11 protein-coding genes are annotated in these 14,200 nt (G+C 58.3%); all 11 read right to left on the bottom strand.

Going from position 1 to position 14,200, the window contains the following annotated elements; translation table 11 throughout:
- Positions 1-148: 148 nt before the first annotated feature.
- Entirely contained in the window at positions 149-1,483 is a 1,335-nt protein-coding gene (locus Q0Z71_RS07375) for an aminotransferase class III-fold pyridoxal phosphate-dependent enzyme (protein ID WP_298020217.1), read from the bottom strand.
- 188 nt (positions 1,484-1,671) lie between these two features.
- The gene (gene alr, locus Q0Z71_RS07370) at positions 1,672-2,889 is read right to left on the bottom strand and encodes an alanine racemase (protein WP_298020214.1); all 1,218 of its coding nucleotides are present in this window, start codon (positions 2,887-2,889) and stop codon (positions 1,672-1,674) included.
- 268 nt (positions 2,890-3,157) lie between these two features.
- Positions 3,158-4,513, bottom strand: a complete 1,356-nt coding sequence (locus Q0Z71_RS07365) for a uracil-xanthine permease family protein (RefSeq protein ID WP_298020211.1) — start codon at positions 4,511-4,513, stop codon at positions 3,158-3,160.
- 151 nt (positions 4,514-4,664) lie between these two features.
- Positions 4,665-6,107, bottom strand: a complete 1,443-nt coding sequence (locus tag Q0Z71_RS07360; protein WP_298020208.1) for a M20 family metallopeptidase — start codon at positions 6,105-6,107, stop codon at positions 4,665-4,667.
- A 99-nt stretch (positions 6,108-6,206) separates the two neighbouring features.
- Entirely contained in the window at positions 6,207-6,947 is a 741-nt protein-coding gene (locus tag Q0Z71_RS07355) for an amino acid ABC transporter ATP-binding protein (RefSeq protein WP_363316691.1), read from the bottom strand.
- Positions 6,948-6,966: 19 nt separating this feature from the next.
- Positions 6,967-7,752 (bottom strand): amino acid ABC transporter permease, encoded by a 786-nt coding sequence (locus Q0Z71_RS07350; RefSeq protein WP_298020202.1) that lies wholly within the window; start codon positions 7,750-7,752, stop codon positions 6,967-6,969.
- Positions 7,753-7,848: 96 nt separating this feature from the next.
- Positions 7,849-8,727, bottom strand: coding sequence for a transporter substrate-binding domain-containing protein (locus Q0Z71_RS07345; RefSeq protein WP_298020199.1), 879 nt, complete (start codon positions 8,725-8,727; stop codon positions 7,849-7,851).
- 371 nt (positions 8,728-9,098) lie between these two features.
- Positions 9,099-10,487: a YfcC family protein gene (locus tag Q0Z71_RS07340; RefSeq protein ID WP_298020196.1), complete on the bottom strand. Its 1,389-nt coding sequence runs from the start codon at positions 10,485-10,487 to the stop codon at positions 9,099-9,101.
- A gap of 14 nt (positions 10,488-10,501) precedes the next feature.
- Positions 10,502-11,500, bottom strand: a complete 999-nt coding sequence (argF, locus tag Q0Z71_RS07335; RefSeq protein ID WP_298020193.1) for an ornithine carbamoyltransferase — start codon at positions 11,498-11,500, stop codon at positions 10,502-10,504.
- A gap of 68 nt (positions 11,501-11,568) precedes the next feature.
- On the bottom strand, positions 11,569-12,792 hold the full coding sequence (gene arcA, locus Q0Z71_RS07330; protein ID WP_298020191.1) for an arginine deiminase: 1,224 nt from the start codon (positions 12,790-12,792) through the stop codon (positions 11,569-11,571).
- 218 nt (positions 12,793-13,010) lie between these two features.
- On the bottom strand, positions 13,011-14,186 hold the full coding sequence (locus Q0Z71_RS07325) for a M20 family metallopeptidase (RefSeq protein WP_298020188.1): 1,176 nt from the start codon (positions 14,184-14,186) through the stop codon (positions 13,011-13,013).
- Positions 14,187-14,200: the final 14 nt, after the last annotated feature.

The raw sequence follows: 14,200 nt of genomic DNA, 5'->3' as shown, positions 1-14,200 counted from the left end.
CATGCGTTTTTCGATTTTTACTCATAGGTAAAACCTTTTTGGAACCACGCGCATAGCACGTGGTTTTCGTTTAACAAAAAAGACCGGCATATCTCCAAAGTGAGGATATGCCGGTCCGCAGAATACATTTTAAAGGAGAGCCAGCGCCTTACCAGCCGTTGCGGTAGCGCAGCACGTCGTCCGGGATTTTCCCGGTCTCAAAGTCTTCAACGGCCCGGTTCAGGATCTCAAAGCCCTTCTCCAGGTGCTCCATGGTGATATTCAGCGGCGGCTGGATGCGGAGGATGTTTCCGGCCACAGAGATGATCAGCAGGCCGTATTCATAGCACCGGTACAGGATCTTGAAAGTGCCCTCCAAATCCGGCGCTCCCGTCTCCGGGTCCGCCACGGCGATGCCGTAGGACATGCCGTTGCCCCGATAGAACTTCAGGCAGCGGTGGCCCTTTTCATGGACGGTCTGGGAGCACAGCTCCGCGATCCGCTTCATATTGACCTCCAGAATGTTCTGGAACTCCTCGGACTTCATATAGTCGAAGGCCGCCACGCCGGCCGCGCAGGCCAGGTGGTTGCCGCCCATGGTGAACAGATGGGCGGGGGCGGGCAGGCAGTCCATGATCTCCTTCCGGGCCATGAAGGCGCCCAGAGTCAGCCCAGCACCCACGGATTTACCCATGATAATGCCGTCCGGAATGACGCCCTCGTAATTCTCAACGCTGAACCAGTGCTTGTTCCGGAAAAGTCCCTGCTGGACCTCCTCGGCGATGAACAGGATGCCGTGCTCTCTGCACAGGGCATACAGCTCCTGGATAAAACGGGGATGGGCCATGTGCAGGCCGCCGTCGCCCTGCATCAGCTCGATGATGACCGCCGCAACCTCCTGGGGGGGCAGATAGGACTCGAACGCCGCCTTGATCTCGCCCACGCAGGTCTTGCAGCTGTCGTCCACATCCATTTCGCCATAGAAGGGGAAGTGATAGACCTCCGGCAGGAAGGGACCCATGCCCTTGCTCATTCTGGTGGAACACGCGGAGAGCGTAGAGGAGCCGTAGGTGTTCCCGTGGTAGGAGTTCTCAAAGGTGATGATCTTCTGACGGCCGGTATAGGCTCTTGCGAACTTGACGGCGGCGTCGTTGGCGTCAGAGCCGCAGTTGCCAAAGCAGATTTTGGCCTCCACGCCGCCGGGGTACACGGAAGTGAGGCGTTCGGCGTATTCGATCATCGGCTTGTTGTAGGTATAGGCCGCCGTGTACTGCGTGCACTGCGTGATCTGCTTTTCAATGGCCTTCATGACCGCCGGATGGCGGCTGCCCAGGTTCAGGGAGGACGCGCTGGTCAAAAAGTCGATGAATTCATTTCCATCCGCATCTCTGATGATATCTCCGTCGGCGGATTCAACGACCAGCGGAAAATAGGAGAGATGGGAGCACGGGGCGACCACCTTTTTGTCCCGCTCCACCCATTTGGTGCACTCTGTCTGTTTCATAATAGACCTCCTTCAAATTTGCACGACAGCGGTTTTCATGGTCTTTATTCGAAACGGGCCTCTGTACAATCGGTCGTCTCTGTAATAGCTGCCTTTACAATCTGTATTGTATAGTAACACTGCTGTCATACTTTTTCAAGTGCGGTTGTCCATTCTTTTTGCTGACAATCGCCAAATTTTTCAACAAATCAGAGGGCAACTTCGTCATTAAGCGGCACAAGTCTTTCCTGTATCTGCCGATATCCGGCCAGACGGGACTGGTGTTTATAATAGCGCGGCATGCGGTTCGTGAGATGTATGCTGATAGGTCCATCCATCATTCCATCTGCCTGCCGCGAGATATCCTCCATGGTGAGCGCATCATCCCCGTCCCGGCCAACGATGGTAACCGTATCCCCCACCGCCGCCTCCGGCACTGACGAGATATCGACCATCATCTGGTCCATGCAGACGCTTCCTACTACAGGGACCCGGGTCCCATGCACCAGGAGGACCCCCTTATTGGAGAGGCAGCCGGGATATCCATCGCAGTATCCGATGTTCAGAACCGCAATTCGCGCGGGCCGGGTAAGCCGGCAGCTCCGTCCATATCCCACACAGGCACCCGCAGGCAGTTCCTTTATATAGGCAATGGTCGTCTTGATCTCCATGGCCGGCCGCAGGCCAAAGTCCTCCGCGCCAGCGAGTGGTTCGTACAGCAGGTGCCCGATCCGGACCATCTCCATAGCAAAGTCGCTGTGATGCATCAGTCCCCCGCTGTTGATCGCATGTCTGTACAGCGGTGCAATGCCTCTTGTTTTCAAAGCCCCGCACAGCTGCTGAAATCGTTCCAGCTGTTGGCGGGTATAGGCAAGCGCCGTTGGATCACTGCCCCGGGCTGATGACAGATGCGTCATGATCCCCTCGATTTTCAGCGCCCGCTCCTGTCCGATCTGTGCAATGTCATCGCATATCTCGGGCATTGTCTCCGGCTGGACCCACCATCCCAAACGTCCCATCCCGGTATCTACGCCGATGTGTACGGAAAGCCGGCCATTGGAGCCGCGCAATGCCTGCGCCAATGCTTTTGCGTATTCTAAAGAGGGAACAACCGGTGTCAGGCGAAAACGGAACAGTTCCGGTCCTCGTTCCGGCGGCGTGACACCCAAAATCAGAATCGGAAGCATGATGCCACTTTCCCGCAGACAGACCGCCTCCTCCAGCGTTGCCGTGCTAAGCCACTCCGCGCCAGCGTCCGCGCACGCCTGTGCCATGGGAATGATGCCGTGTCCGTATCCATCCCCCTTTACCACGGCCATCAACGCGCAGGTATCCGGAATCCGGCGTTTGATGGCCTGCACATTTTGACGCACGATATCCAAATCAATGACTGCCCAGCAGCGGTCTCTTCGTCCTGTGTCTTCCATGTTCCGTCCTCCCCAAAAATTCATCCCAGTTTATTTCCAACACCAGTATCATGTTTTTCCGAACTATAAAGTCAACCGCATTTCCTTGCGGGATCTCACAGAATTCGCGTTGTTTATTTGTGGTTTTCGTCAATTTTGCAGGGCTTTTTCCTAAAAACCTTTCAGCTACATGCAGACTTCCCTGCCGGCTTCATCCGCTCCATAAGAAACCGCGAGGTGCGGTCTAAACGATCACACCTCGCGGTACTCTGTCAAAAGCAGTCGGTTTTCATGCCGCCTCTTTGGGCAGGATCAGATTCAGCAGCACCGCCATCAGCGTGGCGATGACCACTGGGGATTTGCCGAAGATCATGGTAAAGCTGTCCGGGAACTGGCTCAGCGCGCCGCTGGCCTGGGAGATGCCCACGCCCAAAGCGGCGGACAGGCCCACGATGGTGGTGTTCCGGGCCGTCAGCTCCTGGGAGGCGATGAGCTTCATGCCCGTCATGGCGATGGTGGAGAACACGGTGATGGTGGCGCCGCCCAGCACGCACTGGGGGATCGTAGTCAGCAGAGCCGCAAACTTGGGCGACACGCCCGCCAGCAGCAAAAAGCCGCCGGTGAGGGCGAACACCGTCCGGTTCACCACCTTATTGGTGCTGACGATACCCACGTTCTGGGAATAGGTCGCCGTGGGCAGTCCGCCCAACAGCGCCGCCAGGATATTGCTGAAGCCGTAGGCGATGATGCCGCCCTGCAATTCGCCGTCCGTGGGGTCCCGGTCCATGCCGCCCACGGTGGTGGCGGTAAAGTCGCCGATGGCCTGGATGGAGTTGATGGCAAACAGAAGCCCCACTGCCACGCAGCTGGGCGCGTCAAAGGTCACGCCGAAGTGCATGAACCGGGGCAGAGAGAACCAGGCCGCCGTCCCCACGTCGGCAAAACTCACCATGCCGAAACACAGGGCCACTATGTAGCCGAAGATCATCCCCAATAGAATGGAGGCCAGCTTGCAGAGGCCCCTGCCGTGGTGGTTCAGGATCATGACCGCCGCCAGCGTCAGGGCCGCCACCAGCCAGTTCTGCCAGGAGCCGTATACCAGCGCCTCCGGCAGGCTCTTGGCCGTGACTGCCTCATAGGTGTTCGCCGTGCCGCCCGCCATGTAGTTGATGGCGGTGGGATACAGCGACAGGCCGATGGTGAACACCACTGTTCCAGTGATGACCGGCGGGAACAGCAGGCGGATCTTCTTCACGAATATGCCCACAAGGATCGCCACCAGGCCGCCCACCAGCATGGCGCCCGCAATGGCGGACACGCCTCCGCCGGAGGCCGCGATGGCCTGCATACTGGGTACGTACGCAAAGCTGACACCCAGGATCACCGGCAGGCCGGAGCCGAACCGTCCGCCAATGGGGTACAGCTGCAGCAGGGTGGACACGGCGGACATCACCAGGGACGCCTGGATCAGCAGCACCCGGTCCGCCTGGGAGAGGCCGATGGCGCCCGCGATGATGATCGGCGGTGTCACGCAGCCTACGATCATCGCCACCAGATGCTGGAGCGCAAGGGATACGGATGTGCCAAAGGGCGGGACTCCATGGAACTGAAACAGCAGGTCCCGGCTGGATGCTGGGGTCTTCATGGGAAACGCCTCCTTGTTGATTTTCGGGGTACGATCCCATGATACCACATCTCCCCGCAAAAGCAAACAAATTTTTTGTTCATCTTAATAAAATTTTGTATAATCCCCAATTATTCAAAAAGCCCCCGCGCAAACGCGCAGGGGCTTTCCCTCAATCCGGGACCACCGGCACGGCATCCGCCGGGATCGGGCAGACGTATCCTGGCTCCGCCCGCTTTTGGAATTCCGCCCGCGCCTCAGCCAGCAGCGCGGGATCTGTCAGCAGATCGACGGCAGCTGCCGCCAGCACCTTGCCGGCATGGACCGCCGCCTTATGTCCGATCTCCGTCCGGTCACAGGAGACGTTCTGCCAGCTGTGGCCCGGACAGCCGTTGGGCCACGCCGCCACCTGGATCTGGGCCGTGGGGCATTGCCAGCTGACGTCGCCCACATCCGTGGAGCCCGGCCGGAAGGCCTCCCCCTGGTACAGCGGCAGCAGGAAATCATTCATGGCGTGGCCCGCCCTGGTCCGCAGGGCTTTGGCCTGGTCCGCGTAACCGGCGTCATACCGGCTGCCGATGCCCGGCACGCCGTCGCCGCCGGGATATGTGGCAGAGAGGGCATCCGCAAAGGCGTGTTCCTCCGGGGTATAGCCGGGCACGCCCAGCTCCCGAAAGTTCCGGTAGAGCACATTTTCCAGCGTATGGTTCGTCACGGTATCCGCCAGGCCGTCGATAAACTGCTTTTCATAGGTGGTTCCCGTCATCAGCGCCGCGCCCTCCGCGATCTGATCCACCCGTTTTTGCAGCTCCACCGCCTCCGCCACGTGATTGGACCGCACCATATACAGCACGCTGGCCCTGGGCTGGACCACATTGGGGCTGCGCCCGCCGGCGTCAGTGATGGCATAGTGGATACGGGCCTTGTCGCTCATGTGCTCCCGCAGGAACTGCACGCCGATGTTCATCAGCTCCACCGCGTCCAGGGCGCTGCGGCCCCGGTCCGGGTCTCCGGCGGCGTGGGCGGCGATGCCGGTGAATTTGTACTGGGTCTGGATGCAGGAGTTGGTGGACCCTGTGACGACCTCGTTGGTGTCCTCCGGATGCCAGGTCAGCGCCGCGTCCAGGCCGTACCACAGGCCATCCCTGGCCATAAAGGCCTTGGCCGCGCCGCCCTCTTCGCCGGGGCAGCCGTAGAGCACCACGGTCCCGGACTGTTTCGCCGCCTCCAGATACGCCTTGACGCCGAGAGCCGCCGCGAAGGCCCCCGCACCCAGCAGATTGTGGCCGCAGCCGTGGCCGCAGCCGCCGGGGACCAGTTCCTCCCGCTCCACGCTGCCCGCTTTCTGGGACAGGCCGGACAGCGCGTCGTACTCCGCCAGGATGCCGATGACGGGCCGTCCGCTGCCATAGGACGCGGAGAAGGCCGTGGGGATCCCGCAGATCCCCTTTTCCACCCGGAAGCCCTCACTCTCCAGCACTTTGCAGTACAATGCGGCGGACTTCTCCTCCTGGAGGGACAGCTCGGCATACTCCCAAATGTGGTCCGCCACCTCTGCCACCAGTCCCGCTTTTTCCTCCACAGTGCGGATCGCCGCCTGCTTTTCTTTTGTCATGACGATACCTCTTTTTCTTATATTGTTCTGCCTGCGAAAAAGGACACGCACGAAAGTGCGTGCCCTCTCCTATCCTGTTGATTTGAATAGCGGTCCCGGTCACAGGACCTTGCTCAGAAAGTCCTGAAGTCTGGGGTGCTTGGGATCGCCGAAGATATCCGCCGGAGGCCCCTCCTCCAGCAGCTTGCCGTCCGCCATGAACAGCACACGGTTGCCCACCTCCCGGGCGAAGCCCATCTCATGGGTGACCACCACCATGGTCATACCCTCAAGGGCCAGCTGCTTCATGACCTCCAGCACCTCGCCCACCATCTCGGGGTCCAGGGCGGAGGTGGGCTCGTCAAAGAGCATGACTTCCGGCTCCATGGCCAGGGCCCGGACGATGGCCACACGCTGCTTCTGGCCGCCGGAGAGCTGGATGGGATACGCCCCGGCACGGTCCTTCAGCCCCACCCGGTCCAGCAGGGCCAGCGCCTTCTCCTCGGCCTCAGCCTTCGCCATGCCCTTGACCTTGATGGGAGCCAGCGTCATATTGTCCAGGATCGTCATATGGGGGAAGAGGTTGAAGTGCTGGAACACCATGCCCATCTTCTGCCGGTGCTGGTCGATATCCAGCTTCACCAGCTTGCCCTCGGCATTCCGCACCTTCTTTTTCGTGATATCCACGCCGTCAAAGATGATGGAACCACCTGTGGGCTCCTCCAGCAGGTTCAAGCTGCGGAGAAAGGTGGATTTGCCAGAGCCGGAGGGGCCGATGACCACCATCACGTCGCCCCGGTTGATGTCCACCGTCACGCCGTCCAGGGCCTTGATGGCGCCCTTGTTGTAGTATTTCTTCAGATCAGTGACCTGGATCAGACTATCTCTTGTCGCCACGGCTCATTCTCCTTTCAAAGTAGGCAATGACCTTGGAGGTAGGGAAGGTCAGGCAGAAATACATCGCCGCCACCACCAGCAGCGGTTCCAATACCAGGAAGGTCCCGGCCTGAGCAGCCTTCACCGCAGCCATCAGATCCTGGACGCCAATGGTATATGTAATAGCGGACTCTTTGATAATGGTGACAAACTCATTGCCGATAGCAGGCAGGATGTTTTTGATGGCCTGGGGCAATACGATGTGTATCATATTCTGCCCCTGGGTCAGGCCCAGAGAACGGGCCGCCTCGGTCTGGCCGCCGTCAATAGACTGGATGCCGGCCCGGATGATCTCAGATAAATAGGCGCCGGAATTCAGTGCCAGCGCAATGACGCCGGGCAGGAACCGGTCCAGTCTGATAAAGCCCAGGATTGTCACAGAGGGAAGATTGATGACATTCTTATTGAAAACCACCTGATACACGATAAACAGCTGCACCAGCATAGGTGTGGCCCGCACGACCTCCACATAGATCGTGGCAATAAAGCTGATGGGGTTAAACCTGCTCAGGAGCAGCAGGAACCCCCCGTCCCGGAGATGCCCATCCTTGTCCAATCCCAATGTGCGGAAGGGGCGGAAATTGGTCATCCGCATGGTCGCCAGCACCAAGGCCAGCAAAAAGCCCAGAATGACCGTAAACAAAGAGAGATAGATGGTGCAGAGCATGCCCTCCTTAAACATTTGGGAATACTGCCACACTTTTTCAAAGCCTGCCGCTGAGATTTTCATCGCGCAACTCCTTTCGGGGGCTGTTTCTTGAACGCGCAATTCCTCCCCGCGCTCTTACGGGGAGGAATTGCGGATACATAACGGAATTTTAGGGGATCAGCCAACCAAACCCTCAATGATGTCGCCAGAAGCCAATTCATTGGCCTCAGCCACAAAGTCGTCCATGGAACCATCGGCCAGAGCGGCGGCAATGGCCTCGTTGACACCGGCCAGCAGAGCCTCATTGCCCTTCACCACACCGATGGAGGAACCCTCCACATCATAGGGAACGTCGAAGGCCACATACAGATCCGGGTAGTTCTTGGCATAGCTCTCCGCCACAACGGTCTCGATGAAGCCGGCATCCAGCTTGCCGCCCAGCAGCTCAGAGACAACATCCGTCACCTTTGCCAGTTGAATGATGTCAGCGTCGGGGGTGTTCTCCACAGCCAGGTTATACTGAATGGAACCCAGCTGGGCACCAATGCTCAGAGAGGGATCGTTCAGTTCTTCCAGCGCGGACCACTTGTCCTTGTTCGCCTGGGTGACTACCAGAGACTGGCCGCCCATGTAGTAGATATCGGAGAAGTCCATAGCATCCATACGCTCGGGATCGGGAGACAGGCCGGCCATGCCCAAGTCCACGTTGCCGGCGGTAACTTCGCTCAGCACGCCGTCAAAATCCATGGGAATCACATCCAGTTCCAAGTCCAGATAATCGGCAATATACTGGGCCAAGGCCATGTCAAAACCGGCCAGGTTTGCGTTTCCGTTCTCATCCACAGCATAGAACTCATAGGGCGCGAAGTCGGGGCTGGTGGCCACGGTCAGCTTGCCAGCAACGACCGTGGTGATGGTGGGTTCGGCAGGCTCCTGGATCTCCGTGTTGTTGGCGGGATCCTCCTGGGTGTCGGGGGCGGGTTCGTCCTTTCCGCCGCAGGCGGCCAGAGACAGGACCATTGCCAAAGTCAGCAACAGTGCAAACAGCTTTTTCATGATGCAATCTTCCTTTTCCAATCAATTTCCTCCCCCTTGTGGGGAGCGTCAATTTCCAGTGCCGCCGGGAGGGAATGATTTCCTCCCGCTGACTGTGGATGCCTTATCACTCCCCGCCTCTCCTGTCAATACTTTTACAAAAAAAATGTATATTTATTTGACCCGTTTCTACGTTTCCGTTGAAAATTCCCCGTTGTCTCCAAGGATTATTTGTTGTTTTTATAGATATCCCCCAGAGCATTCTGTATATAAAAATGAATATTTCCATTTCTGACGCATACGCTGTATAAAGGTTCCCCGCATCTGTCCGCGAAAACTCTGGAGATCTTGAAAAAGACACGCGGGCGCATCAGCGCCCGCGTGTCTTTCAATCATCCGATGATAACGCCTATCACCAAAAACGCCATGGTCAGCAGAAGAAAATACAGGATCAGCTTCCACACGTATTTGACCCAGCGGTCATAGGGCACATGGCCCAGGGCCAGGGCGCCCATGACCACCGCCGCCGTGGGGGTGATGATGTTCACCAGGCCGGAGGCGGACTGGAACGCCGTCACCACCAAATCTCCCCCCACCCCGGCGAACTTGCCCAGGGGCGCCATAATGGGCACCGACAATGTGGCAAGGCCGGAGGAGGACGGGATCAGGATGGTCAGGGGCAGGTAGATGAGATATACCAGCAGGACAAAGCTGATGGGTCCGGCGCCCGCCAGCGCGTCCTCGCCCCAGTGGAGAACGGTATCGGTGATGCCGCCGTCGTTCATCAGCACGGTGATGCCCCGGCTGATGCCGATGATGAACGCCACACCCAGCAGGTCCGCGCAGCCCGCCACAAAGGTTTCGGCGATCTCGTCCTCCCGCTGCCCGTCGATGAGGCCGATGATGATGCCCGCCGCCAGAAACAGTGCCGACAGCTCCGGGAACCACCACCCCAATACCGGCAGGGGCAGCCCCATCTCGTCAAAGGGGATCACGCCGTAGATCATCACCAGAAAGGCCAGGGTGAACAGGGCCATGATGATCTTCCGCTTTGTGTTGAAGGGCACGGTCTCGTCCATGGCCACCTTGATCTTGCCGGCGCCCACGCCCACCACGGATTTAGAGGGATTTTTCTTCACCTTGGCGGCATAGGCCATGACAAACCAGATGGCCGCGCCTTCAAATACGATCCACTGAAGAACGCGGAGCAGGATGCCGTCCCCCAGGGATACCCCGGCGAACCCCGCCGCGATACCCGTGGCAAAGGGGTTCACCGTGGAGCTGATGACGCCGGCTCCGGCCCCCAGCAGGATCACGGAGATGCCCACCACCGCGTCATAGCCCGCGGCCAGAAACACGGGGATCAGCAGGGGGTAAAAGGCCATGGTCTCCTCCCACATGCCGTAAGTGGTGCCGCCCAGGCCAAAGAGAAGCATCAAAATCGGGATGAGCCACTTTTCCCTGTTGTCCAGCAGGCGGATGACATTGCTGACGCCCGCATCCACTGCGCCGGTCTTCATCACTACGCCCAGGAAGCCGCCCACCATCAAAATGAATACGCAGACGTCCACAGCGTCGTAAAAGCCGGAGAACGCAGCCTTCAGCACATCACCCACACCCTGGGGATTGGGGGCCACCTCGTGGTAGGTCCCCGCCACCGGCACGCCGTCCACATATTCATAGGCCCCCGCCGGGATGAACCAGGTGGCGATGGCCACCAGAATGATGAGCAGGAACAAAATGGTATAGGCGGTAGGCATCCGGAATTTGGATCTTTTCAAAGGGTCTCCCCTCCTTATTTTCCGATGGTCGCCACCATGACCGCCTTGATGGAGTGCATCCGGTTCTCCGCCTCGTCGAACACCACGCTGCTGCGGCTGCGGAACACCTCGTCGGTGACCTCCCGGATGTCCACACCCTTGTCCTTCCACTCCTTGGCCAGCTTGGTCTCAAAGTCGTGGAAGGAGGGCAGGCAGTGCATATACAGCACATTGGGGTTTCCGGTGGCCTTCAGGGTCTCCTCCGTCACCCGGAAGGGGGACAGCAGCTCCGCCCGCTTGGGGATCAGCTCCTCCTCGCCCATGGAGGCCCAGATGTCGCCGTAGATGACGTCCGCGTCCTTGAAGTCGTTCTTGTTGTCCGTGATCTCGATGAGGCCGCCGTTCTCCCGGGCGGTGGCGAATACCCGCTTGATGAGGTCCTTGTCCATCTCCTTGGCCAGTTCCTCCGGTCCCATGGCCACGAAGTGCATACCCATCTTCGCTGCGCCGATCATCCAGGCGTAGCACATGTTGTTCCGCACGTCGCCGGGGAACACCACCTTGACCTTGTTCAGGGGCTTGTGGCAGTGCTCCTCAATGGTCATCATGTCCGCCAGGATCTGGGTGGGGTGGTCCGCGTCGGTGAGGCCGTTCCACACGGGAACACCGGCGTACTTCGCCAGGTCCTCCACGTTCTTCTGGTCGTAGCCCCGGTACTCGATGCCGTCAAAGAAGCGGCCCAGCACCTTGGCGGAGTCCTCCAGAGACTCCTTCTTGCCCATCTGGGAGCTGCCCGCGTCCAAATAAGTGACGTGGGCACCCTCCTGGGTGGCCGCCACCTCGAAAGAGCAGCGGGTGCGGGTGGAGGTCTTTTCAAACAGCAGCACGATGTGCTTGCCCTTTAAGGTGGGCTCGCAGATGCCCGCCCGGCGCTTGGCCTTCAGGTCGTGGCCCAGATCCAGCAGGTAGCGGATCTCCGCGGGGGTAAAGTCCTCCAGAGTCAAAAAGCTCCGGCCTTTTAAATTGACTGCCATAAATCAGTTCTCCTCTTCATTCAATTAGAAATCAGGATCTTGGAAGCAGATCCCCAATCCCCGATTTTTCACGGGTCCTCTCTCCAAAGGGGCATGGACATGCATCTCGGGCCGCCCCGGCCGCGGCTCAGCTCCGCGCTGGGAATGGTGTGGATGCGAATGCCCGCCTCCTCCAGGGAGCGGTTGGTGACATAGTTCCGGGAGTACACCACCACCTCGCCGGGGCCAATGGCCAAAGTGTTGCTGCCGTCGCTCCACTGCTCCCGGGCGGCATCGATCTCGCTGCCCTGGCCGCAGGGGATCAGCGTCACCTTGTCCAGATTCAAATGCTCCTTCAGAATATCCTCCAGCCGTCCATCCTCCTGGCGGATCTTCATCCTGCGGTCCTCGTCCATCTCCATGACGAACACGGTGATGCTGGAGAGGATATTGGGATGGACGGTGAATTTGTCCCGGTCCACCATGGTAAACACGGTGTCCAGGTGCATAAAGGACCGGGTCTTGGGGATGTTGAAGGCCAGGACCTTCCGGAAGGTCTTGCTCTGGGAGAGGACCGTCTCCGCCAGCTGGTCGATGGAGTCCTCATGGGTCCGCTGGGAGATGCCCACCGCCAGCACCTGGGGGGACAGCACCAGGATATCGCCGCCCTCCAGAGAGGAGGTCTCCCCCCGGTCGTACCAGCGGGGCGCGTGCATATACTCCGGATGGTGTTCAAAGATGAATTTGCCGAACAGCGTCTCCCGGTTCCGGGTGGCGGTGTGCATCTTGTGGATGGACACGCCGGTGCCGATGGTGGCAAAGGGGTCTCGGGTGAAATACAGGTTGGGCATGGGGTCCACTGCAAAGGGATAGTCGTCCTCCACGGCGGACAGGTAGTCGCCCAGCTTCCCGCTCTGGGCCCGCAGCTGGCTCTTGCGGATACCGGCCATCATGGTGGACACCATCTCCTTGTCCGGCATTTTTTCCAGAAGATCCGTCAGGACGCCCCGTGTCCGGTCATCCCGCACGCCGGATTCGTCCAAAAACTGGCGGATCAGATCCTGCCGCACCTCGTCGGAGGTCAGGGACTGGACCACCAGGTCCGTCAGATAGACCACCTCCACCCCTTGGTTCCGCAGGCAGTCCGCGAAGGCGTCGTGCTCCCGCTGGGCCTCCCGCAGGTAGGGGATATCGTCAAACAGCAGCCGTTCCAGATATTCCGGCATCAGGTTCTCCAGCTCCATGCCGGGGCGGTGCAGCATGACCTTTTTCAGCCGCCCGATCTCGGAGGTATTATGGATTCCCGTCTCCAATAGGCTCACTCCTTTTCAGGGTCAAAATGTGTTGCGCTTGTTCTGGAATAGGGTTTCTGTTTTTTCCGTTTTCATGCGCGGAGGGCGCAAAAAATCCCCCGCGGTTTTTGCGTGCCGCGAGGGAGATATCGGTTTTCAATCAAAATGGACAGACCGGCTGGCCCAAAGGGCCAGCCGGTCTGCCAGAGGGAAAGAGAGAGGAACGCTTATAAAGCGGTTCAGCGGTTGTTGTAGCGGAGCGCAAATGCGGAAAAGAACTCCATTGCCTGCACGAGATAATCCTCATCAATATCAAATCTGGGATTATGAAGAGGCACAGCCTGAACTTTTTCTTCGTTCATCACGCCGATTCTAGCATAGAGAATAGGCGCTTTATCAGCATAGTACGCAAAATCATCCGTTCCACAAACTTTTGACAGCGGTATGATGTTGTCCTTTCCAAAAAGATCAATGGCCGTCTTCTCAGCAAGTTCAGCCAGGGCATAGTCATTAATCACCGCTGGAAGGCCCGGAACGATCTCTACTTCTGCGGTCGCACGATAGGCCGCAGCAGTATTGGAGGCGACTCTTTGCACAGATGCTTCCAGCGTTTTGATTAGTTCGGGATCAAAATACCGCAGAGTGCCCGTCATATAGGCGTCTTCAGCAATAATATTTTTGGCGGTTCCCGCCTGCAAAGTCCCAATAGACAGCACCGCTGAATTGTTGATGTTCAATTCCCGGCTGACCACTGTTTGCAGATTCATAATAATTGCCGCAGCTACAACAATTGCATCTATGGCTTCATGGGGGCGTCCGCCATGTCCTCCCTGCCCTTTGACATGGATATTGACACTGGCGGAAGACGCCATTCTTGGGCCTGGCTCTACATTGACCTTTCCACTGGGAATGAGGCCTCCCGTGTGAGCACCGATTATTGCGTCACAGTCATCCAGGTCACCCTTTCCCATCATGGTCAAAGCTCCACTGGGGAAATATTCTTCCGCGGGCTGAAAAATTAATTTTACTGTACCATGAAAGCGGTCCTTTAGTTGGTTCAATATCTGCGCGGTTCCAAGCAGACTTGCCGCATGAGCGTCATGACCGCAGGCATGCATGACACCATCATACATCGAACGGTATGGAACATCGCTCAACTCCTGAATTGGAAGCGCGTCAATATCGGCCCGGATACCCAAAACTGGACCGGGCTGAATACCGGAAATAATTCCAATAGCGCCAGTGTTCCCAGGGGTGACATATGGAATCCCCATCTCTTCCAACTGCCGGATAATATATTCTGTAGTTTGAAATTCTTGATTGCTCAACTCCGCGTGGGAGTGGAACCAACGTCTTGCCTCCACCGCATAGTCGCGATAAGTTTCCGCAAGTTTTCTTATCTCCTGTGTATCCATCCTATACTCCTATT

The sequence above is a fragment of the uncultured Dysosmobacter sp. genome (assembly GCF_947631635.1).
GTDB lineage: Bacteria > Bacillota > Clostridia > Oscillospirales > Oscillospiraceae > Oscillibacter.
The sequence above is the reverse complement of the archived record's forward strand: the minus strand, read 5'-3'. Positions and strand labels throughout refer to the sequence as shown.

Coding starts and splice junctions, on each gene's coding strand:
- Q0Z71_RS07375 (WP_298020217.1), bottom strand. CDS start 1,483: ATGAAACAGACAGAGTGCACCAAATGGGTGGAGCGGGACAAAAAGGTG.
- Q0Z71_RS07345 (WP_298020199.1), bottom strand. CDS start 8,727: ATGAAAAAGCTGTTTGCACTGTTGCTGACTTTGGCAATGGTCCTGTCT.
- Q0Z71_RS07350 (WP_298020202.1), bottom strand. CDS start 7,752: ATGAAAATCTCAGCGGCAGGCTTTGAAAAAGTGTGGCAGTATTCCCAA.
- argF (WP_298020193.1), bottom strand. CDS start 11,500: ATGGCAGTCAATTTAAAAGGCCGGAGCTTTTTGACTCTGGAGGACTTT.
- Q0Z71_RS07325 (WP_298020188.1), bottom strand. CDS start 14,186: ATGGATACACAGGAGATAAGAAAACTTGCGGAAACTTATCGCGACTAT.
- alr (WP_298020214.1), bottom strand. CDS start 2,889: ATGGAAGACACAGGACGAAGAGACCGCTGCTGGGCAGTCATTGATTTG.
- Q0Z71_RS07360 (WP_298020208.1), bottom strand. CDS start 6,107: ATGACAAAAGAAAAGCAGGCGGCGATCCGCACTGTGGAGGAAAAAGCG.
- Q0Z71_RS07365 (WP_298020211.1), bottom strand. CDS start 4,513: ATGAAGACCCCAGCATCCAGCCGGGACCTGCTGTTTCAGTTCCATGGA.